The organism is Sphingomonas hankookensis (assembly GCF_001619955.1).
Taxonomy (GTDB): domain Bacteria; phylum Pseudomonadota; class Alphaproteobacteria; order Sphingomonadales; family Sphingomonadaceae; genus Sphingomonas; species Sphingomonas hankookensis_A.
In genome coordinates this window covers 142,776-164,327 of record NZ_LQQO01000005.1, presented here as the reverse complement: position 1 = coordinate 164,327, position 21,552 = coordinate 142,776, and the positions used below count along the sequence as shown (strand labels likewise).

The 21,552-nt window shown below is 66.7% G+C and carries 20 protein-coding genes; 8 read left to right on the top strand and 12 right to left on the bottom strand.

What is annotated here, in order from left to right:
• Positions 1-5 precede the first annotated feature (5 nt).
• The 11 genes from AVT10_RS04930 to coxB all read right to left on the bottom strand — a co-directional run bounded on the left by AVT10_RS04930 (position 6) and on the right by coxB (position 12,585).
• Positions 6-614, bottom strand: coding sequence for an SURF1 family protein (locus AVT10_RS04930; protein WP_066688932.1), 609 nt, complete (start codon positions 612-614; stop codon positions 6-8).
• Positions 611-994 (bottom strand): DUF983 domain-containing protein, encoded by a 384-nt coding sequence (locus AVT10_RS04925; RefSeq protein WP_066688931.1) that lies wholly within the window; start codon positions 992-994, stop codon positions 611-613. The genes AVT10_RS04930 and AVT10_RS04925 overlap by 4 nt, the downstream gene beginning before the upstream one ends.
• Positions 994-1,908, bottom strand: coding sequence for a cytochrome c oxidase subunit 3 (locus AVT10_RS04920; protein ID WP_066689035.1), 915 nt, complete (start codon positions 1,906-1,908; stop codon positions 994-996). The genes AVT10_RS04925 and AVT10_RS04920 overlap by 1 nt, the downstream gene beginning before the upstream one ends.
• Positions 1,909-1,960: 52 nt before the next feature.
• The gene (locus AVT10_RS04915) at positions 1,961-2,494 is read right to left on the bottom strand and encodes a cytochrome c oxidase assembly protein (protein WP_066688927.1); all 534 of its coding nucleotides are present in this window, start codon (positions 2,492-2,494) and stop codon (positions 1,961-1,963) included.
• On the bottom strand, positions 2,491-2,625 hold the full coding sequence (locus AVT10_RS18845) for a hypothetical protein (RefSeq protein WP_268794971.1): 135 nt from the start codon (positions 2,623-2,625) through the stop codon (positions 2,491-2,493). Before AVT10_RS18845 ends, AVT10_RS04915 begins: the two co-directional genes overlap by 4 nt.
• Positions 2,622-3,521, bottom strand: a complete 900-nt coding sequence (locus AVT10_RS04910; protein ID WP_066688925.1) for a heme o synthase — start codon at positions 3,519-3,521, stop codon at positions 2,622-2,624. Before AVT10_RS04910 ends, AVT10_RS18845 begins: the two co-directional genes overlap by 4 nt.
• Positions 3,522-3,838: 317 nt before the next feature.
• A complete protein-coding gene (locus AVT10_RS04905) occupies positions 3,839-6,145 on the bottom strand; it encodes a TonB-dependent receptor (RefSeq protein WP_066688923.1) in 2,307 nt (768 codons plus the stop codon).
• A 169-nt stretch (positions 6,146-6,314) separates the two neighbouring features.
• The gene (locus AVT10_RS04900) at positions 6,315-7,706 is read right to left on the bottom strand and encodes a DUF1501 domain-containing protein (protein WP_232307875.1); all 1,392 of its coding nucleotides are present in this window, start codon (positions 7,704-7,706) and stop codon (positions 6,315-6,317) included.
• Positions 7,703-9,478, bottom strand: coding sequence for a DUF1800 domain-containing protein (locus AVT10_RS04895; protein ID WP_084401363.1), 1,776 nt, complete (start codon positions 9,476-9,478; stop codon positions 7,703-7,705). The genes AVT10_RS04900 and AVT10_RS04895 overlap by 4 nt, the downstream gene beginning before the upstream one ends.
• 259 nt (positions 9,479-9,737) lie before the next feature.
• Positions 9,738-11,387 (bottom strand): cytochrome c oxidase subunit I, encoded by a 1,650-nt coding sequence (gene ctaD / locus AVT10_RS04890; protein WP_066688922.1) that lies wholly within the window; start codon positions 11,385-11,387, stop codon positions 9,738-9,740.
• A 1-nt stretch (position 11,388) separates the two neighbouring features.
• Entirely contained in the window at positions 11,389-12,585 is a 1,197-nt protein-coding gene (coxB, locus tag AVT10_RS04885) for a cytochrome c oxidase subunit II (RefSeq protein WP_066688921.1), read from the bottom strand.
• Between the two features lie 204 nt (positions 12,586-12,789).
• Between coxB and pyrE the strand changes: the two genes are divergently transcribed.
• The 8 genes from pyrE to AVT10_RS04845 are packed head-to-tail and all read left to right on the top strand — an operon-like array spanning position 12,790 to position 18,783.
• Positions 12,790-13,371, top strand: coding sequence for an orotate phosphoribosyltransferase (gene pyrE, locus AVT10_RS04880; protein ID WP_066688920.1), 582 nt, complete (start codon positions 12,790-12,792; stop codon positions 13,369-13,371).
• Positions 13,368-14,096, top strand: coding sequence for a pyridoxine 5'-phosphate synthase (locus AVT10_RS04875; protein WP_066688919.1), 729 nt, complete (start codon positions 13,368-13,370; stop codon positions 14,094-14,096). The genes pyrE and AVT10_RS04875 overlap by 4 nt, the downstream gene beginning before the upstream one ends.
• Before the next feature lie 7 nt (positions 14,097-14,103).
• On the top strand, positions 14,104-14,511 hold the full coding sequence (acpS, locus tag AVT10_RS04870; protein ID WP_066688917.1) for a holo-ACP synthase: 408 nt from the start codon (positions 14,104-14,106) through the stop codon (positions 14,509-14,511).
• Positions 14,512-14,519: 8 nt separating this feature from the next.
• A complete protein-coding gene (gene lepB / locus AVT10_RS04865) occupies positions 14,520-15,473 on the top strand; it encodes a signal peptidase I (protein ID WP_084401361.1) in 954 nt (317 codons plus the stop codon).
• Positions 15,470-16,108 (top strand): maleylacetoacetate isomerase, encoded by a 639-nt coding sequence (maiA, locus tag AVT10_RS04860; protein WP_066688915.1) that lies wholly within the window; start codon positions 15,470-15,472, stop codon positions 16,106-16,108. Before lepB ends, maiA begins: the two co-directional genes overlap by 4 nt.
• Positions 16,109-16,150: 42 nt before the next feature.
• On the top strand, positions 16,151-17,065 hold the full coding sequence (locus AVT10_RS04855) for a hypothetical protein (RefSeq protein WP_066688909.1): 915 nt from the start codon (positions 16,151-16,153) through the stop codon (positions 17,063-17,065).
• Complete coding sequence (locus tag AVT10_RS04850) at positions 17,065-17,577, top strand: DUF2141 domain-containing protein (protein ID WP_066689027.1); 513 nt, start codon at positions 17,065-17,067, stop codon at positions 17,575-17,577. The genes AVT10_RS04855 and AVT10_RS04850 overlap by 1 nt, the downstream gene beginning before the upstream one ends.
• A 12-nt stretch (positions 17,578-17,589) precedes the next feature.
• Positions 17,590-18,783 carry a glycosyltransferase gene (locus AVT10_RS04845; protein WP_066688907.1) on the top strand — a complete coding sequence of 398 codons (1,194 nt, stop codon included), beginning with the start codon at positions 17,590-17,592 and terminating at the stop codon, positions 18,781-18,783.
• 115 nt (positions 18,784-18,898) lie between these two features.
• Here AVT10_RS04845 and pepN read toward each other — a convergent pair whose 3' ends face one another.
• Entirely contained in the window at positions 18,899-21,487 is a 2,589-nt protein-coding gene (gene pepN, locus AVT10_RS04840) for an aminopeptidase N (RefSeq protein ID WP_066689025.1), read from the bottom strand.
• Positions 21,488-21,552: the final 65 nt, after the last annotated feature.

Below are 21,552 nucleotides of genomic sequence, written 5' to 3'. Positions count from 1 at the left end.
TGCGGTTAGCGGCTACGACGACGAAGTGCCAGCAAGTATATGATGACCGCGGCCAAGGCGAAGCCGAACCATTGCAGCGCATAGCCCAGATGATTGTCGGGCAGGCTGGCCGGATCGGGGCGCTGGCTGGGCGACAGGCCCGGTGCGGCGACGTCCGACACGATCATCGGCGCGGGTGGCGCGGCATGGCCGGTCATCCGGTCGAGCAGGGTCGGCCCGCCCGGCGCGTGGCTCAAGGTGCCGGCGACCGCGCCGCCGGCCCAGACCGGGCGCAGCTTCGGGTCGGTCGCGACACCCATGTCGACGCGGAAGCGCTGGCCGGTCGGTGACTGGCAGGCGGCGATATGGCGATAGCCCGAGGTGCCGTTTGCCGTGCGGCCGGCGCCCATCGTCCACCCCTCGACCCGGGCACAAGTGGCGGTAACGCGCGCGAACAGCAGCTCGTCGGCGATCCGCGGCGGCAAGGGCTGGGCCGGGCGGTCGAGATTGGCGGTGGCGCGCGCGATCAGCGCGGCCTTTTCGGTACGGCGCTGCAACTGCCAGACGCCGAGCGCGATCATGGCGGCGACCGCGAGCAGGACGATAAGGGTCGGCAGGACGGGCAGGCGCTTCATGGGCGGGGGGCGATTTTGCCTTCGCGCGCGGCGTTGCGATATTCGAGCGCCAGCAGCATGCCCTTGGCGATCCGGAGCGACCCGACCACGCCGCCGATGGTCAGCGGTATCCACAGCAGGGCATGGACCCACCACGGTGGCCCCACCTTCAGGTCGAGCCAGATGGCGAGGATGGTGACGATGCCGCCCAGGATCAGCGTCAGGAACGCCGCCGGTCCGTCGCCGACATTGAACGCCGAGAAATCAAGGGCACAGGCGCCGCACCGGTCGGCAAAGGCGACGGGGCCACGGAACAAGGTCGTGGCCCCGCAGCGCGGACACAGGCCGCGCATGCCGCAATCGAAGGGCGCGGGACCGCCCGCGCCCACCGGATCAGGCATCAGCCACCATGGATCGGCGCGCCCCAGCCGCCCCAGACATAGATGACGACGAACAGGAACAGCCACACCACGTCGACGAAATGCCAGTACCAGGCGGCCGCTTCGAAGCCGAAATGCTGCTTGGGCGTAAAGTCGCCCTTGTAGGCGCGGATCAGGTTGACGGCGAGGAAGATGGTGCCGACGAGCACGTGGAAGCCGTGGAACCCGGTCGCCATGTAGAAGGCGGCGCCATAGTTCAGCCCCGCGAACGGCATCGGCGCATGGATATACTCATAGGCCTGGATGCACGAGAACAGCGCGCCCAGAAGGACGGTCAGCCACAGCCCCTTCTTGACGCCGTCATTCTCGCCCACGCCGATCGCGCCCCACAGCCCCTTGAGCTTGCCGCCGCGCTGGTTGTGGATCAGCGCATGGTGTGCCCAGGTGACGGTCGTGCCCGACAGCAGCAGGATGAAGGTGTTGAGCAGCGGCAGCTCGAACGCGTTAAGCACTTCGAGGCCCGCCGGCGGCCATTGCGCGGTGACCGCGGTGTTGCCTGCCTCGATCAGCGAGACGCCGTCCTCATGGCTGTACTGGATCGCGGCGGGGAACAGCGAAAAGTCGAACCACGACCAGAACCAGCCGACGAAGAACATCACTTCGGACGCGATGAACAGGATCATGCCGTAGCGCAGGTGCAGCTGCACGACCGGGGTATGGTCGCCGGCCTTCGCCTCGCGGATGACGTCCGCCCACCAGAAGCCCATGCACGACAGCGTGGCGATCAGCCCCGCGCCGAACACCAGCCCGCCCAGCGCCGCCTCGTTCATCCACATGACCCCACCCGCTGCCAGCGCGAACGCGGCCAGCGAACTCGCCAGCGGCCAGATGCTGGGGGGAAGGATGTGAAAATCGTGGTTCTTCGCGCCTGCCATCATCCATCCCTATATGCGTCGCGCCTGTGCCGGTGCGTAATTCTGCGCGATCCTAGCTGGTCGTCGCGGCCGAATCCACCGGGTAAAATGTGTAGGACAGCGTGATCGCGCGAATGTCCTTCGCATCCGGGTCGTCATGGATCTTCGGATCGACGAAGAAGATGACCGGCATCCGCACCTTCTCACCCGGCTGCAGCGTCTGTTCGGTGAAGCAGAAGCACTGGATCTTCGTGAAATATTTTCCCGCCTGACTGGGCGTCACGTTGAAGGTCGCGGTGCCGGTGACCGGGCGGCCCGACACGTTCTTGGCGGTGAAGAACGCCATGTCGCGCGCGCCGATATCGACGGTTTCCGATGCGCGTTCGGGCTTGAACTCCCAGCCAAGTGCGGGGTTCGAGTTGGCGTCGAAGCGCACCACGACCTTGTCGCCGATGCCGCCGGGCGCTGCCTGCCCGCGCTGCGTCGTGCCGTTGAACCCGGTCACCTGACAGAACATGCGGTAGAGCGGCACGCTGGCGAAGCCGACCCCGGTCATGCCGACCACGGCCGCGGCGGCGAACAGGGCGGTGCGCAGGTTGCGGGTCACGCGCCCATCCCGGCGCGAATCTTGACGATGGTGATCGCGAACATCAGCAGCACGAACGCGCCGAGCAGCCACGCCATCACCTTCGCCCGTTCGCGCTGGCGCGCGCGGATGCGGTCGTCGTGCTCGCTCATGCCGCCACCCACCGGTCGGCGACCAGCGCGCCGAACATCGCAAAGAGATACAGGATCGAGAAAGCGAACAGCCGCTTTTCGGGCTTCATCTTGTCTTCGGGGCCGGTCCTGCGCGTCGCGACCTGCACCGCCAGCACGCCGAAGGTCGCGGTCAGCAGGCACGCGGCGATGCCGTAGATCGGACCGGTGAGGCCCAGCGGCCATGGCGCCACCGCGACGGCGGCCATCGGGATGGTGTACAGCCCGATCTGCGTCCGCGTCACCCGCTCGCCCGCCACCACCGGCAGCATCGGCACACCGGCATTGGCGTAATCGGTCTTCACGAACAGCGCCAAGGCCCAGAAATGCGGCGGCGTCCACAGGAAGACGAGGCTGAACAGCAGGAACGGCAGCAGCGCGACATCGCCGGTCGCCGCCGCCCAGCCGATCAGCGGCGGAAACGCCCCCGCCGCGCCGCCGATGACGATGTTCTGCGGCGTGCGGCGCTTGAGCCACACGGTATAGACCAGCACGTAGAACAGGATCGAGACGGTCAGGATGATCGCGGCGGGGACATTCACGGCCAGCCCCATCAGCACGACCGAGAAGATCGCGAGGCCGACACCGAAATGCAGCGCCGATTCGCGCTCCATCCGCCCGGCGGGCAGCGGGCGGCCCTGCGTCCGCTTCATCTTCGCGTCGAGATCGGCCTCATACCATTGGTTCAGCGCACCGGCGGCACCTGCACCGAGCGCGATGCACAGCACGGCGGTGAAGCCCAGCACCGGATGGATCGGCACGGGGGCTGCCAGCATCCCGCACAGGCCGGTGAAGACGACCAGCGTCATCACGCGGGGCTTGGTCAGGGCCAGGAAGTCGCGCCAGTCGGCGGGCAGGGTGATCGTCTGCGCGGTCATCGCCGCTGTATAGAGAGTTGTGCGGGCGGGGGAAAGCGGGTGTGAGGTTCGCGGTGCCCACCCCCGTCGTCATTCCCGCGAAGGCGGGAATCCATAGACGCAACGTCCATGATTCCCAACCAGCGCCAGCGGTTATGGACCCCCGCCTGCGCGGGGGTGACGATGGGGGTAGGGCGAGACCTTACCATCCCACCCCGTCATCCCGGCGAAGGCCGGGATCCATTGTGTCGGAAGCTGTCGAAAGAACCGCGACCGTCCCCCCATCCATGGATTCCGGCCTCCGCCGGAATGACGAACGGGGGGAAGCGCTCAGCCCCTTACCGGAACCTGCCCGACAGCGAGACACCGATGATCCGCGGATCGTTGAACACCGCGGCCATGTAATTCTCGATCACGCCCTTCAGGTTCTTTTCGTTGGTGATGTTGCGCGTGAACACCGACAGTTCCCACGCGTCGGACGGCGGAGCGTAACCGATCTTCAGCCCGCCTTCGAAATTGCCGTTCGCGGTGAATTCGGGCGCCCGGTACAGGGTGAACTGGGTATAGCCCTGCAGATTCCAGTCGGTGGCGATGAACACCCGCGACCCGTCGTTGAGCGGCTGATCCCAGCGCGCGGTCAGGTCGAGCGTATATTCGGGCGCATTGGGCAGCGGTTCGCCGTCGATCTGGGCAAAGGTGTTGGCGCCGACGCGGATCGTCGGGTTGTATACGGTGCAGACCACCTGTCCGTTCAGCGCACAGACCTGCGCGAACACGCGCTTGTCGCGGATCGCCGAATGCAGCCAGCTGCCGCCCAGGCCCAGCGTCAGCTGCGGCACCGGCTTCCAGTCCAGCTCGGCTTCGACGCCGTATGCCTGCGCCTTGTCGGCGTTGAACAGCACGCCGTTGCCGTTCGAATCATTGCCGTTCAGCTGGATGTCCTTGACCCGATAGCCGAAGACGGTGGCGTTCAGTCGCAGCGTGTTGTCGAGCAGGTTGCTCTTGAACCCGGTTTCAAACGACAGGATCGTTTCGGAATCCGCCGTGGTGAAATCGGCGTTGAACACCGCCGAGCGCCCCTGGATCGTCGGCCCGCGGAAGCCGCGCGCGACGCGCGAATACAGGCTCAATTCGTCGCTCGCCTTGTACAGCAGGCTGACGTCCCAGCTGGGTTCGGTCGACGACAGCTTGACGTCGGTGCGACCGCGATAGGTGACGACGTTCGCCGCGGTGTTGGCCGTCTTCACCAGCCGGGTGCGCTTCGTATCTTCGGTGATGCGCGCACCGGCGGTCAGCGTCAGCCGGTCGGTGAAGTCGTAATGCGCCTGTCCGAACGCCGCCCACGACGTGTTGGTATCCCGCAGCCGGACCCAGTTGTTGGGATTGCGCGCTGCCGTCGTCAGGAAGAATCCGCGCTGGTAGAATTCGGTGACGTCGCGATTGTCGAAATAGAAACCGCCGAGCTGGAAGCCGAACGGGCCGCTGCCGGTCGAGGCAAGGCGCAGTTCCTGCGACCATTGGTCGAGGTCGCGGATGTTGCCGCGGCTCTGACCGAAGCCGTTGGGCACGCCGTTCACCGGGAACAGCGCCGCCGCGCCGCCATCGGTATCGCCCCGGCTATAGCCGCTGGTCGTTTCGTACGCGGTGATCGAGGTCAGCTCGACCGGACCGAAATCGAACGCGGCGCGAGCCGATGCGCCATAGGTGTTGTACGCCTGCGGATTGTTGCCGCCTTCGTCCAGCGCCACGCGGTCGCGGGGTTCCGCCGACACGTCGTTCGACCCGCGCTTCAATGCCGCGCGGTGGAAGATGGTCGAGGTGCCCTCATACCAGCGGGCATGGCCCGACAGGTCGAGGGTGATCGCATCTGTCGGCTGCGCGCGCAGCTGCAGGCGCAGGTTGCGGTCGTCGAAGCCGCCCATCGCGTTCTTCTTGGGCGTCTGCGTATTGTCGGCGCTGAAGCCGGTATAGCTGTTGTCGACCCAGTCGTCGCGGTGCTGGACCAGCGCCGACACGCGCACCATCAGCCCGTCGGCGATCGGCCCGCCGACCCCGGCGTCGAAGCTGGCGCTGTTATAGGTGCCGTACGACGCCTGTGCGCGGCTCTGGAAGGTGGCCGTCGGGCGGATCGTATCGAACTTGATGATGCCGGCGGTGGTGTTGCGGCCGAACAGCGACCCCTGCGGCCCGCGCAACACTTCGACCTGCGCCACATCATAGACCGGGTTCGACTTCAGCACGACATGTTCGAGGATCACGTCGTCCTGGATGACGGTGACCGGCTGCGACGCGCCGAGATAGAAGTCGATATTGCCCAGACCCCGGATGTAGAAGCGCGGGAAGATGCGGCCGGTGGTCGTCTCCGCATAGAGGCCGGGGATGCGACCCGACAGCGACAGCAGCGTGTCTTCGCCGCCCGACTGGAACTGGCGCAGGTCGTCGCCGCTCGCGACACCGACCGACAGCGGCGTGTTCTGCAACCGCTCTTCGCGGCGTTCGGCGGTGACGACGATGTCGCCGAGACCGGCATCCTCGCCCGGCGTGGCGGAGGTCGCGTCGGTCGGCGCATCGGCGGTCTGGGCGAATGCCGGCGTCGCGAGCGCGACGAACGCGGCGCTGACGAGCAGCGGCAGGCGGGTCTTCATTGGGTTTTCCTTCCCTGTGGTCGACCGCCCGAACGCCAACGCAAAGCCGCCCGGCGGTTCCCCCGAACCACCGGGCGGTAATCTGCTCGCATCGCGCCGCGGGCCGTCCCTGCCGCGCGCGCTAGGCGTATTTTATTTCGTTTCGATGACAGCCATCGGTCCGCTGCGCTCAGACGAAACCCTGCGACCAGCTCGACCGGTCGTAATTGCCGATATTGGGCAGTACGGTCGACAGGTCGCCGTCCGACACGCCGAACCACCGCGCCAGCGTCGAGGCATATTGATCGACCGCCATCGTCGGGATCAGCCGCCCCTGGCCGACATCGTCGCTGGTATTGTGGCCGATCGCCGGCGGCGCGCCATAGAGCCGCTTGCCCTTCACCGCGCCGCCCATGACGAAGTGCATCGACCCCCAGCCATGGTCGACGCCATTGCCGTTCGACGTCAGCGTCCGGCCGAAATCGGACCCGGTGAAGGTCGTCACCTTGTCCGCGACGCCCAGCGCGGCGGTGGTGTCGTGGAACGCGCGCATCGCATCGGCCAGCCGCCCGAGCAGCACCGGCTGCGACGTCGCCAGATTGTCGTGCAGGTCGAACCCGCCCATCGCGACGAAGAAGATCTGCCGCTTCGCACCGATCTGGCCCGAAATGGCGATCATCCGCGCGACCATCCGCAGCTGGTCGGCCAGCGAATTGCCGGTCGGGAACAGGTTGAGTGTCGATTCGGGCACGCCGGCCAGCGCATTGGCCAGTTGCGCCTGGGTATCCATCGCCCGCTTGTTCACCCGCGCATATTCGCTAGCGAACATGTGCGGATTAGTTTCGGACATCAGCCGCGCCAGCGTCTGCGCCGCGGTCGCCGATCCGTAGAGCGACGTCGCCCCGCGCAGCAGCGATACCGGGCCGCCGGTGCCGACATTATACTGGATCGCCTGCCGCCCGGTCAGGAAGACCGCATTGCCCGACGCGTTGATGCAGGTCAGCGTCGCCGACCCGTTGCCCGACTGGTACAGGTCGCCGATCCGCCCGCCCCAGCCCGATGCCGCGCCTTCCGGGCTGGAGGCCTGGAAAAAGCTCTGCTGGTCGTTGTGCGAAAACAGCTTGGGCGGCACGCGCACCGACTTGTTCAGATATTGCGCGCGCGTCGTCGGCTGGATCAGCGTCCCGACGTTCAGCGCGACCGCCAGCCGCCCCGCATCGAACAGCGGGTTGAGCTTCGCCATGGTCGGCGCCAGCGCATAGGCCCGCCCGCCCAGGTCGTTGTCGGGCAGCAGCGCCGTCGCCTGCAACGCATCGCGCGCCAGCGCGACGGTGCTGCGCGCGGTGCGATATTGCCCGTGCGACGTCGGGTCATAGGGGACCAGCGTGTTGTAATGGTCGTTGCCGCCCTGCAGGAAGATGCAGACCAGCGCCTTGTAATCGGTGGCGGTCGCCGCCGCCGCCTCGCCGATCGCGCCCAGGCTGGTGACGAACGGTGCGGCGACCCCCGCCATGCCGAGCGCGGCGGTGCGTTGCAGAAAGGCGCGGCGCGAGACGTCGTGCAGCATCGTCGGAGCGTTCATTTCAGCACCAGATAATCGGGCGAGGCGAGGGTCAGCAGGATCGCGGCCCCCGTGCGGTTGAGCGTCGCGTTGTTTGCGGTCAGCGGGATACTGTCGACCGCGGTGCGGATCGCGGTGACGGTCGCGCCGCGCAGCTGTCCGGCGGCAAGGATCAGGTTGACCTCGTCGACCAGCTTCTGGCTGTCCGACGCCAGCGCCATCATCGGCGCATAATCGGCCTTCACATCGCCGGTGCCGCCGCCGACCAGCGACTGCATATAGTTGATATAGGCGATGTTGGTCTGTTCGGTCGCGATCTGGAACTCGGGCGCGGTCATCCCGGCCTGCGCCATCGCGGTGCCGGGCGGGGAATAGCCCGGCCGCATGAAGCCGAATACGCTGGACGCGCGGCCGATCGACTGGCCCAGCCGCAGCGTCGTGTTGCTGGTATCGCCGATCGCCCAGGCGTCGCTCGGCGACGTGACGCCGAACGCGCGCGCCCAGTTGGTCAGGCGCTGGACGGGATCGCGCAGCCGCCCGGCGGTCGTGCTGGCCAAGGCTGCGGCATCGTCGCGGGCTTCGGGGTCGAGCAGGATCGCGCGGATCACCGCCTTCATGTCGCCGCGCACGCCGCTGCCGTTATTGGCGAAGGCGGCGGCGACCCGTCCGACATAGCCGCGGCTGGGGTTCGACGTCACCAGCCGCTGGATCAGCTGCTTCGATACGAACGGCGCGATGTTGGGATGGCGGAACAGGATGTCGAGCGCGGCATTGACCGCCGCCATCCCGCCGCCCGACACCGTCGCGCCCAGAAAGGTCGCCGATCCGGTTTCGTTGGCGGTGACCCAGATCCGCATCGGCGTGCGCATCCGTGCCGGGGTGCTGTTGTCGAAATCGACCGTGTTCAGCCCGGTGAACACCCGCGCGAGCTGCGACACATCGTCCAGCGTATAGGTTTCGAGCGGCACGCCGTTCGAGGTGCGGACGCTGCCATCCTGTTCGAGCTGATAGACGCCGAGCGTGAAGAGCTGCATCAGCTCGCGCGCGAAATTCTCGTCGGGCATCGACCCGTTCGACGCATCGGCCTTGCGGCTGCCCGCCGAACTCAGGAACGATCCCATCGCCGGGCTGAGCGCGACCGCACCCAGCAGGTCGCGATAATTGCCGAACGCATGCTCCAGCAGCACGTCATGATACGCCCCCATCGAAAAGGCGCGCCACGGCATGTTCAGCCCGCCGATCCCGACGACGAGGAAATCGAGCAGCGCCAGCGACACACGCTGCCGCAACGGATCGTTGCCGGCGATCGCCTGGCGCCAGACGCTGGCGTCATAGCCGTTCTGGCCGTTGAGGTTGGCGTTGACCGCGGCGTCGTTGAACCCCTTGGCCATCAGCCAGTCCCAATGGCTGGTATCGCGCGGCAGGGCGAACTGCGCGTCGATCCAGCCGGCGATGCCGCTGTTCAGCACCGCATCGATCGAGGCGCGGGTCGCACCCATCGTCGCCTGCGCCAGAAAGCGGCTGGCGCCCTGTGCGGTCAGCGCAGCGACGGTCGGGGTGGGGCTGGGCGTGGGGGTTGGGGCAGGCGTCGGGTTCGTTACCGTCACCAGTCCGCTGCCGCTGCCGCTCGACCCGTCGGACCCGCATGCCGCCAGCAGGGCCGACGCACTTACTATTCCGTGGGTTTCGAGCCGCGTTCGGGGCTTTGGCGCGGGATGGCCCTCGCCGTCCGACCCTGAAAGCGTCTCTCCTTCCAAATCGTCAAAACTCGACGGATCGCCCAACATCGGCATTCCCCTACGCACCCTGCCCGCGGTGGTAGCGCCGTTATGGTTGGGAAATGCTTAATGGAATGATTCGTCTGAAAAAAATGCGCAACAACGCGCGTCAGGTGCGAATTGTTCCAAGGCCTGGCAAATAATCATTACGATATCGTACTGAGCTTGCAGCGGCAGAAAGGCGCTGAACACCATTACCGTCTTTGCCGTTACCAAAAGAAAAACGCCCCGGATTGCTCCGGGGCGTCCTTTCGTTTCGATGCTGCAATGAAGATCAGTCGATCTTGGGCAGGGTTTCGAACTGGTGGAAGGGCGGGGGCGAGCTGAGCGTCCATTCCAGCGTCGTGGCACCTTCGCCCCACGGATTGTCCGCCGCCTTGCGTCCGGCCATCAGCGAGATGACGATGTTGACGAAGAAGAACACCATCCCCAGCGCCATGATGCCGTATCCGGCCGAGGCGATATGGTTGAAGAAGGCATAGGCGTCCGGATAGTCCGGGTAACGCCGCGGCATACCCTGCGTGCCGAGGAAGTGCATCGGGAAGAACATGACGTTCACGCCGATGAAGAACACCCAGAAGTGCAGCTTGCCGAGCAGTTCGTTGTACATCCGGCCCGACATCTTCGGGAACCAGTAGTAGAAGCCGGCGAATAGCGCGAACACCGCACCCAGCGACAGCACGTAGTGGAAGTGCGCGACGACATAATAGGTGTCGTGCAGCACGTCGTCGACGCCGCCATTGGCCAGCACCACGCCGGTCACGCCGCCGACGGTGAACATGAAGATGAACCCGATCGCCCACAGCATCGGCGTGGGGAAACGGAGCGACCCGCCCCACATCGTCGCGATCCACGAGAAGATCTTGATGCCGGTCGGCACCGCGATCAGCATCGTGGCGGCGGTGAAGTACATCTTGGTATTCACGCTGAGGCCGGTGGTGAACATGTGGTGCGCCCACACGACGAAGCCGACCGCGCCGATTGCGACCATGGCATAGGCCATGCCGAGATAGCCGAACACCGGCTTCTTGCTGAACGTCGCGACGATGTGGCTGATGATGCCGAAGCCCGGCAGGATCATGATGTAGACTTCGGGGTGACCGAAGAACCAGAAGAGGTGCTGGTACAGGATCGGGTCGCCACCGCCGGCGGGATCGAAGAAGGTCGTGCCGAACTTGCGATCGGTCAGCAGCATCGTGATCGCGGCGGCCAGCACGGGGAGCGCCAGCAGCAGCAGGAAGGCGGTGACCAGCACCGACCATACGAACAGCGGCATCTTGTGCAGGGTCATGCCCGGCGCGCGCATGTTGAAGATGGTAGTGATGAAGTTGATCGCGCCCAGGATCGACGACGCACCGGCCAGGTGCAGCGACAGGATCGCCATGTCGACGCTCGGCCCCGGTTCGCCATAGGTCGACAGCGGGGCATAGACCGTCCAGCCGGTGCCGGCGCCGCCGCCGAACATCGTGCTGCCCAGCAGCAGGAGGAAGGCGGGAATCAGCAGCCAGAACGAGATGTTGTTCATGCGCGGGAACGCCATGTCCGGCGCACCGATCATGATCGGCACGAACCAGTTGCCGAACCCGCCGATCATCGCCGGCATCACCATGAAGAACACCATGATGAGGCCGTGGGCGGTGATGAGCACGTTCCAGAAATGGAGCGCCTGATCGCCTTCATGGCCCGACAGCCAGGGCAGCCACTGAATGCCCGGTTCGGCCAGCTCGAGGCGCATGATGCCCGAAATCGCACCGCCGATGATCCCCGCGACGATCGCGAAGATCAGGTACAGCGTGCCGATGTCCTTGTGGTTGGTCGACATGAACCAGCGGGCGAAGAAGCCCGGCTTGTGGTCCGCGTCATGATGATGCGCATGATCGTCGTGCGCGAACGCGTTATGGCCGGGAAGGGCGGTATCGGTCATCTTACTGGTCCACATTGCCGACGCCGCCGCCGTTGCCGGTGGCGCGCTGGGTGGAGGGAGAGGCGGCTTCGGTCGCGTTGACCACCGGGGTGCCCGCGTCGCTGGCGGTGTTGCCCGCCGCCGACGTGGCGTCGGCGGTATCGGCGCCCGGCTGCGGGATCACGGCGTTGCTGGGCGCGGCGGCTTCGGCGGCGCCGGGCAGCGTGCCGCCCTTGGCCTGGATCCACTGGTTGAACTGCGCCACCGGCACGGCTTCGACCGCGATCGGCATGTACGCATGGCGCGCGCCGCACAGTTCGCTGCATTGGCCAAAATACAGGCCGGGCTTGTCGATGGTGAAGCTGGTCTCGTTCAGCCGTCCCGGCACTGCGTCGAGCTTTACCCAGAAAGCGGGGATCGCCCAGCTGTGGATCACGTCGGTCGCGGTGGTGATCAGGCGGATCGGCACGCCGACCGGCAGCACGATCCGGTTGTCGACCGCCAGCAGGCGGGGGCCATCGGCATCGGTGCGATACCGCTGTCCGGCGGCGACCTCGTTGCGTTCCTTCAGCATGTTGGCGGTCACCGACACGCCGCCATAATCGGGATATTCGTACGACCAGAACCACTGGTTGCCGATCGCCTTGATCGTCACCGCATTGTCGGGCGCCGGCTTGAACTGGCGCGCGAGCAGACCGATCGACGGCACCGCGATCGCGGCGAGGATCAGCACCGGCGCGGCGGTCCAGATGATTTCGATGGCGGTGTTGTGCGACGTCTTGGACGGAACCGGGTTCGCCTTTTCACGGAACCGGATCACGACATAGGCGAGCAGGAACAGCACCAGCAGCGAGATGGCGACGATCACCGGCATCAGGATGTGGTTGTGAAAGGCTTTCGCCTCCTGCCCGTTCGGCGTGAACTGCGCCTGCAGGTCGACGGCGCGGTCGGACGGCTGACCGACATGCGGCACGGCGATCATGCGTGGCGAACCATCGCTGTTGAGCGTCGGGTCCTGCACCGCGGCCGGCGCGGGCGCATCGGCGGTCGCGGCGGGCGCCGCCTGTCCGGTCGGGTTGGCGGCGGCCGATCCGGGGGGCGGTGCGCCCGCCTGCGGCGCGGTCGCGACCTCGCCGGACCCCGGCGTCACCGCTTTCGGCGCGGCGGCGTGGGCGCCCCCGGCCAGCGCGGCGGCGGCCGCAAGTACCAACATCCTCATCCCAATGCTTCGCATCGTGTCGTGTCACCCCGTTAGTGGGCACGCGGCACGCTTCTTGTTCGGCGTGGTCGCGTGCGGCGGGCGTTTGGAAACCCTAACCCACCGGGCTATACGCGGCATGTCGCCTGGCCTCAAGCGATGGTTGCGAACGGGCGCTACGCGGGTTTAGAGCGGCGCGCGCAATCAACCGGTGGACGACAGCCCATGAACGACGACGCGATCCTCGACGAATTCCGTGCTGCGGAGGCGCTGCTGGAGGGGCATTTCATCCTGTCGTCGGGCCTCAGGTCGTCACGCTACCTGCAATGCGCCCGTGTGCTGATGGACCCGCGCCGCGCCGCGCGGCTGTGCGACGAACTCGCCAGCCGCTTTCCCGCCGGGTTGCGCGAACGAATCGACGTGGTGATCTCGCCGGCGATGGGCGGGGTGATCGTCGGCCATGAAATGGGTCGGTCGCTGGGCGTGCCCGCGATGTTCCTCGAACGGCCGACCGGCACCTTCGAATTGCGTCGTGGCTTCCGCATCGATCCGGGCACTCGCGTGCTGATGATGGAGGATGTGGTAACCACCGGCCTGTCCTCGCGCGAAGCCATCGCCGCGATCCGGGCGGCGGGCGGCGACGTGGTCGCTGCCGCGTCGCTGGTCGACCGGTCGAACGGCACCGCCGATCTGGGCGTGCCGTTCCACCCGCTGATCCGGCTCGACGTGCCGAGCTATCACCCCGACGCACTGCCCGCCGACCTCGCCGCGATCCCGGCGATCAAGCCGGGGAGCCGGGCGGCATGACCGCGCCCCTGCGGCTGGGCGTCAACATCGATCACGTCGCGACGGTGCGCAATGCGCGTGGGTCGGGCTATCCCGATCCGGTGCGCGCGGCGCTGCTGGCGGCGGAATTTGGCGCGGACGGGATCACCGCCCATCTGCGCGAGGATCGCCGCCACATCACCGATGGCGACATCGCCCGGCTGTCGAGCGAACTGACGCTTCCGCTGAACCTCGAAATGGCGGCGACCGAGGAGATGCTGGGCATCGCGCTCAAGCACCGCCCGCACGCCGCCTGCATCGTCCCTGAGAAGCGCGAGGAGCGCACGACCGAAGGCGGGCTGGACGTCGCCGGGCAGCAGGACAAGCTCGCGCCGATGGTCCGCGCGCTGGCCGATGCCGGGGTGCGGGTGTCGCTGTTCATCGAACCCGACGCCGCGCAGATTTCCGCAGCCGTGGCGCTCCGCGTGCCGGTGGTCGAACTGCACACCGGGCGGTACGCGGAACTGTCGGGCGAGGAACAGGTCGTCGAACTGCGTCGCATCGCCGATGCCGCCGCGCTCGCCGCCAAGAACGGGATCGAGGTCCATGCCGGCCATGGCCTGACCTTCGACAATGTAATGCCGGTCGCCGCGATCCCGCAGGTGCGCGAGCTGAACATCGGTCATTTCCTGATCGGCGAGGCGATCTTCGGCGGGCTTGGCCCGGTCGTGCGGCGGATGAAGGAATTGATGGAGACCGCGCGGTGACGCTCGCATGATCCTCGGCCTCGGCTCCGACCTCTGCAACATCGAGCGGATCCAGAATTCGCTCGACCGGTTCGGCGACCGCTTCGTCCAGCGGGTGTTCACAGCCGTGGAACAGGCCAAGGCCGACAAACGCCCCTTCACCCGCGCCGGTACGCTGGCCAAGCGCTTCGCCGCCAAGGAAGCCTTTTCCAAGGCGGTCGGCACCGGATTTTCGCGCGGCGTGTTCATGCGCGACATCGGCGTGGTCAACGCCCCCTCCGGCGCACCGACGCTGCACCTGACCGGGGGTGCGAAAGCACGGCTTGACGCGATGACGCCCGAGGGCCACGTCGCGACAGTGCATCTGACGATGACCGACGACCATCCCTGGGCCCAGGCGTTCGTCATCATCGAGGCGCTGCCCGAGACAGAGTAGGACGTTTGATGGCCGATCATCTGGCGCTGGAGGACAACATACCCGCGCCGTCGCAGCCGACCCCCGCCGCCAACACGTCCGCGCCTGCCCGCAGGCGGCTCGACTGGAAGGGTGAATTGCGCGGGCTGTTCTGGCTGTTGCTGGTGGTGCTGGGCTTCCACAGCTTTATCGCCAAGCCATTCTACATCCCGTCCGAATCGATGCTGCCGGGCCTGCGCGTCGGCGACCGGCTGGTGGTCAGCAAATATGCCTATGGCTGGTCGTTCGTGTCGCCGACCATTCCCAATCCGGTCGCGATGTTCCGCGACATCGTGCTGCGCCAGCCGCAGGAGACGTGGAGCGTCCAGCTGCCGGCATGGCATGGCCGCATCTGGGGTTCGATGCCCGAGCGCGGCGACGTGGTGATCGTGAAGCCGCCGGGCAGCAATACGGACCTGATCAAGCGCGTCATCGGCCTGCCGGGCGACCGGTTGGAGGTGGCGGGCGGTGTCGTCTACATCAACGACGTCGCCATCCCGCGCAAGGCGATGGGCGACGCGATGATCCCGGTCGACGCCAACACCAAATGCGATCCCGACCAATATCCGGGTGCGCTCGTCCGCACCGACAAGGGCGCCTTCTGCCGCCTGCCGGTCTATCGCGAGACGCTGCCGAGCGGCCGGCAATATGACACGATCGATTTCCGCTATTCTCAGGGCGACAATTTCCCGGCGATCGTGATCCCGGCCAACCACCTGTTCCTGATGGGCGACAATCGCGACAACAGCGCCGACAGCCGTTTTTCGGAGGCCGAGCGTGGGCTGGGTGGCCCGGTGCCGTGGGAGAATATCGGCGGCCGGGCGGAGTTCATCACCTTCTCGCTCGACGGCACGACCAGCCTGAACCCGGCGACGTGGTTCAGCTCGTTCCGCAGCGGCCGGGCCGGCACCTCGCTGGTCCCGGCCCGGGGCGACGGGCAGTGAGCGGCTACACGCTCTACGACTATCACCGATCCTCGGCGGCGTACCGCGTCCGCATCGCGCTGAACCTGAAAGCGGTCGAGTGGCAGGGGGTGCCGGTGTCGCTGCTCAAGGGTGAGCAGCGCTCGCCCGAGCATCTGGCGCGCAGCCGCCAAGGACTGATCCCCGCGCTCGACATCGGCGGCGGCACGATGCTGACCCAGTCGCTGGCGATTCTCGACTGGCTGGACGCGACGCATCCGGAGCCGCGGCTATTCCCCGCCGACCCGCTGGAGCGCGCCCGCGCGATGGCGCTGGCGCTGGTGATCGTCGCCGACATTCATCCGATCGACAATCTGCGCGTGTTGCAGCGGCTGGAGGCACAGTTCGGCGCCGATGTTGCCGCCAAAGCCGACTGGTATCGCCACTGGATTGCAGAAGGGCTGGGGGCGCTGGAGGTGGCGGCGCCCGAGCGCGGCTTTTTCGGTGGTGAGACGCCGGGCGTCGTCGACTGCTGCCTCGTGCCGCAACTCTACAATGCGCGGCGGTTCGAGCTCGACCTGTCGCCCTGGCCGAAGCTGGTCGCGATCGATGCGCGGGCGGCTGGGCTGCCCGCGGTGGCGGCGGCGCGCCCCGATGCGGTGGCGCCGGTCGCATGACGCTGGCGACTACGGGCGCGAACGGGTAGGACGTCGCGCGACATGGTAAGTGATGCCGAAGCTGCGGACGCGCGTCCCGACCTTGCCGGGCTGGAGCCGCTCGACCGGTCGCGCCCGCGCTGGCCGCGCATTCTCGGGGCGATCCTTTCCGGATTGATGATCCTCGGGCTGTCATGGGAGCTGTTCGACCATGGCTGGGCCGGGGTCGAACTGGCCGCGCCGGATTCGCCGTGGTTCTATCTGTTCTTCGCGCTCGCCTATTTTGCGCCGCCGCTGTTCGACTTCATCATCTTCCGGCGCCTGTGGCGGCTGCCGTTCGACGGGTTCGGGGCACTGGTGCGCAAGCGGATCGCGAACGACGTGGTCATCGGCTATTCGGGCGACGTGTTCTTCTATGCCTGGGCCCGCGCCCGGTTGAAGATGGTGACGGCGCCGTTCGGCGCGGTGAAGGACGTGACGATCCTGTCGGGTATTGCCGGCAATATCGTGACGGTCGGCATGCTGGGCGTAGCGCTGCCCTTCGCGTTCGAACTGTTTCCGCCGGCGCAACTCCGGATGCTGGCATGGTCGTCGGCGGTGGCGGTCGGGATTTCGGGCGTGCTGCTGCTGTTCTCGCGCCGGGTCTTTTCGCTGCCGGGCGCCATGCTGCGCTGGATCTTCGGCGTGCATTGCGCGCGGCTGGTGCTCGGATCGCTGGCGTTCGGCATTGCCAGCTATTTCGCGATGCCCAATGTCTCGATCACCTGGTGGCTGTTCCTTGCTGCGGGTCGACTGGTCGTGGCGCGCCTGCCGCTGTTGCCGAACAAAGACCTTCTTTTCGCCAACTTCGCGATTATGTTTATCGGGCATGGCGAAGCCCTGTCCGACCTGGTCGCATTCATCGCGACCCTCACCCTGTTCACGCACGTGGTGCTGATGGCGGCATTCGGGCTTCCTGCGCTCGCAAGGAAAGAATGATGAAATTGCCCCTGACGCTGCTCGGTGCGGCGTTGCTCGCGGCCAGTCCCGCCGCCGCCCAGTCGATCGGCAGCGATGCCGCCGCATGCAATGCGAACCAGGGGCCGGCGATCCGCGTCAACGTGGTAGGGCTGAAGGACCGCACCGGCCGGCTGAAGCTGGAACTCTATCCGGCGAACGACGACGATTTCCTGAAGGACGACCGCGACCTGCGCAAGGAGGGCAAGTTCTTTCGCCGGGTCTGGGCCACCATGCCCCAATCCGGCGCGGTGCAGTTGTGCATCCGCGCGCCGTCGCCCGGCCGCTATGCGCTGTTGTTCACCCATGACCGCGACGGGCGCAACAAGTTCAATTTCATGCGCGACGGGGCGGGCTTTCCGGGGCCGGCAAAGCTCGGCCGTGCCCGCCCGAAGCTGGCGCAGGCGATCGTCACCGTGCCCGCCGGCGTCACGACCACGACGGTGCGCGCCCAGTATCTGCGCGGGCTGGGCGGTTTCGCCCCGCTCGACTGAGCCGAACCCCCGATGCGCGTCGTCGACGTCAACGAATTCTACTCGCCGACCGGCGGGGGGGTCCGCACCTATATCGACCACAAGATGACGATCATGGCCGAGCTGGGCCATGAACTGATCGTCATCGCCCCGGCCAAGGAGAATGCGGTCGAGGAGCGGCCCGGCGGCGGGCGCATCCATTGGGTCAAGGCGCCGACGCTGATCCTCGACCCCAATTACGGCATCTTCGTGCGCGGCGGGGCGATCCATGCCCTGCTCGACGAACTGCATCCCGATGTGGTCGAGGCGTCGAGTCCGTGGCGCCCCGCGACCATCGTCGCCGACTGGCCCGGCCATGCGGTGAAGGTGTACTTCGCGCATAACGACAATGTCGGCGCCTATCCGCTGCGCTGGTTCGAACGGATGGCGAGCCGCGAACGGATCGAGGAGGCGTTCATGTGGTGGACGCGCTACATGGCGCGCTACCTCGACAAGATGGACGCGTTCGTCACCAACGGCCCGGCGCTGGAAAAGCGCCACGCCGCGCGTGGGCTGACCGTCCATGCGTCGATGCCGCTCGGCATCCAGCGCGGGTTCTTTTCACCCGAGCATCGCGACGAGCAGTTGCGGGCATCGCTGCTCGACCAGCTCGGCCTGCCGCCCGAAGGGCATCTGCTGCTGGGGCTGGGGCGACACCATGCCGAGAAACGCTGGCCGATGATCTTCGACGCGGTCGAGATGGCGGGCGAGCATCTGCCCGTCGGGATGATCCAGATCGGCAGCGGGGTGCATACCCGGCGCCTGGAACACCGGTTGAAGAACAGCCCGCATATCAAGCTGTTCCGCCCGGTCTATGACCGCGTCCGCCTCGCGCGGATCATGGCCAGCTGCGACGCGCTGATCCACGGATCGGATGCCGAGCCGTTCGGGCTGGTCGGGCTGGAGGGGCTGGCATCGGGCCTGCCGTTGATCGTGCCGGACGAGGGTGGCTGTGCCGAGATCGCCGAGCCGGCATTCGCCGAAACCTATGCCGCGCGCGATCCGCGCTCGGCGGCGGATGCGATCGAGCGGATGTTCGCGCGGGACTATGACGTGGTCAAGGCGGCGGCGAATGAAGCGGCGGCGCGGGTCCGGACCGACCGCGACCATGCGGTCGACCTGATGCGCTATTATGAGGGGTTGGTGGCGGAGAAGGCGCAGCGGTTCCCGGAGTGGTTCGCGAAGTAATCGATACTCGGTTCTGGACGTCACCCCAGCGAAGGCTGGGGTCTTTTGCGGCTCCTGCTGCGCGCCGTCACCAAGAGATCCCAGCCTTCGCTGGGATGACGCCCGTTGCTCGGAATCAGCTGAGCGACTTCCCCACCTGTTCCAGCATATCCTTCGACAGCCCCGGCACCGACAGGATCCGGTCGAGCTGCGCCCGCATCAATTCCCCGCGCGTGCGGTCGAACCGGCGCCAGCGGCCGAGCGGTGGCAGCATCTTGGCGGCGGTCTGCGGATTGATCCGGTCGAGTGCGATCAGCTGGTCGGCGAGGAACCGGTATCCGGCACCGTCGGCGCGGTGGAACGCCTTCTGGTTCATGCTGAACGCGCCGATCAGCGCGCGGGCACGGTTGGGGTTGGTGAGCGTAAAGTCGCGATGCCCGGCCAGCTCCTCGACCTGCTCGAACGTATCGGCACGGGTCGACAGCGCCTGGGTGGTGAACCATTTGTCCAGCACCAGCGGATTGTCGCGGTAGCGGTTGTAGAAGATGTCGAGCGCGGCGATCCGGTCGTCGGAGTCCGAATTGACCAGCGTCATCAACGCGCCCTGACGGTCGGTCATGTTGTCAGCCTGCTCGAACTGGGCAAAGGCGATCGCGTCGGCGTCGCTCGCCCCCGATGCGGCGATATAGCCGAGCGCCACGGTGCGCAGCCGCCGCTTGCCCTTGGCATCGGGAGTATATTCGAACGCATCCGCCTCCGTCGCGGCATAGGCGGCGCGCCATTCGGGCAGCAGCGCCCGGCCGATATCGCTGCGCAGCGCCTCACGCGCGGCAAAGATCGCGTCGGGATCGACCACGCCCATCTGGTCGCCGATGAAGCTGTCCGAGGGTAGCAGGACCGCTTCCGCGACGAACGCCCGGTCGAGGCGGTCGTCGGCCAAGGTGTTGGCGATGGCGTCGATCACCGCCGCGTGATCGCCATGGCCGCTGGCGACCGAGGCGACCAGCGTGTCGAGCATCAGCTGCTGCATCGCTTCGTAGCGGGCGAAGGGATCGTCGTCGTGCGCGCTGAGGAACGCAAGGTCGGCCGACGTCCGATCGGTCTCCACGATCACCGGCGCCGAGAAACCGCGATTGATCGACAGCACCGGGCGTTCGGTGACCGTTTCGAAAGTGATCGTCGCCGCGTCCTGATCGAACAGGAACAGCCGTTCGTCGCTCAAGGGACGGCCGGTTTCCGCACCGAACAGGCGGAGTTTGAGCGGCAGCACCATCGGTTGCTTGGTCTGCTGGCCCGGCGTCGGCGGCACCGCCTGGCGTAGCGACAGCGTGGCGCGACCGCCGCCGGGGAAATGTTCGAGCGTCGCGGACACGCGCGGCGTACCCGCCTGTTCGTACCAGCGGCGGAAGGCGGACAGGTCGACGCCCGAAGCATCCTCCATCGCCACCACGAAATCCTCGCAGGTCGCCGCCGTCCCGTCATGGCGGCTGAAATACAGGTCGGTGCCGGCACGGAATGCCGTCGGCCCCAGGATCGTGGCGATCATCCGCACGACTTCCGCGCCCTTGTTATAGATGGTCGCGGTGTAGAAGTTGCTGATCTCCTGATAGGCGTCGGGCCGGATCGGATGGGCGAGCGGCCCGGCATCTTCGGGGAACTGCGAGGCGCGCAACGACCGCACATCCTCGATCCGCTTGACCGCGGCCGACCCCTGATCGCCTGAGAATTGCTGGTCGCGCAGGACGGTGAAGCCTTCCTTCAACGACAGCTGGAACCAGTCCCGGCAGGTGACGCGGTTGCCCGACCAGTTGTGGAAATATTCGTGGGCGACGACGGCGGCGATCCCATCATAGTCGTAATCGGTCGCTGTATCGGGGTCGGCGAGGATGTAGCGGCTGTTGAAGATGTTCAGCCCCTTATTTTCCATCGCCCCGAAATTGAAATCGTCGACCGCGACGATGTTGAACACGTCGAGGTCATATTCGCGACCATAGACCCGCTCGTCCCACGCCATCGAGGTCTTGAGCGCGCGCATCGCATGGTCGGTCTTCGCCAGATCGGGCGCGCGGACCCAGATGCCGAGCTGCACCTCGCGGCCCGAAGCGGTGACGAACTGCGCGCGATTGGCGACGAGGTCGCCGGCGACCAGCGCGAAGAGATAGCAGGGCTTGGGGAAGGGGTCCGACCATTCCGCCCAGTGGCGGCCGTCGCCCAGATCGCCGGACGCGACCGGATCGCCATTGGCGAGCAGTACCGGGAAGCGCGCCTTGTCCGCGACCATCCGTACCCGGTAGCGGCTGAGGATATCGGGGCGGTCGGGGAAGAAGGTGATGCGGCGGAAGCCCTCCGCCTCGCACTGGGTGCACAGGTTTCCGCCCGAGGCGTAGAGGCCCATCAGCTGGGTATTCGCCTGCGGTTCGATGACGACTTCGGTGGTGATTTCATGGGCGTCGCCGGGCAGGTCGAGCACCAGCGCGCCATCCTCCAGCCGCCAATCATTGTGCGGCGTGCCGTCGACCAACACCGATCGCGGCGTCAATCCGTCGCCGTCGAGTCGCAACGGACCTTCGCCGTTCCGGGTCACCGACAGCGTGGCGGTCACGCGGGTCGCCTGCGGATCGAGATCGAAATCCAGCGCGATTTCCGGCACATGCCATGCCGGCGGGCGATAATCGCTGCGGCGGATGACGGGCGGGGTCATCGGGGTACGCGTCGCATCGACCATCATTATCCTCGACTCTCAATCCATGTCGGCGCCCGCGTTGCGCGGGGCCACGGCACAAGCTACGC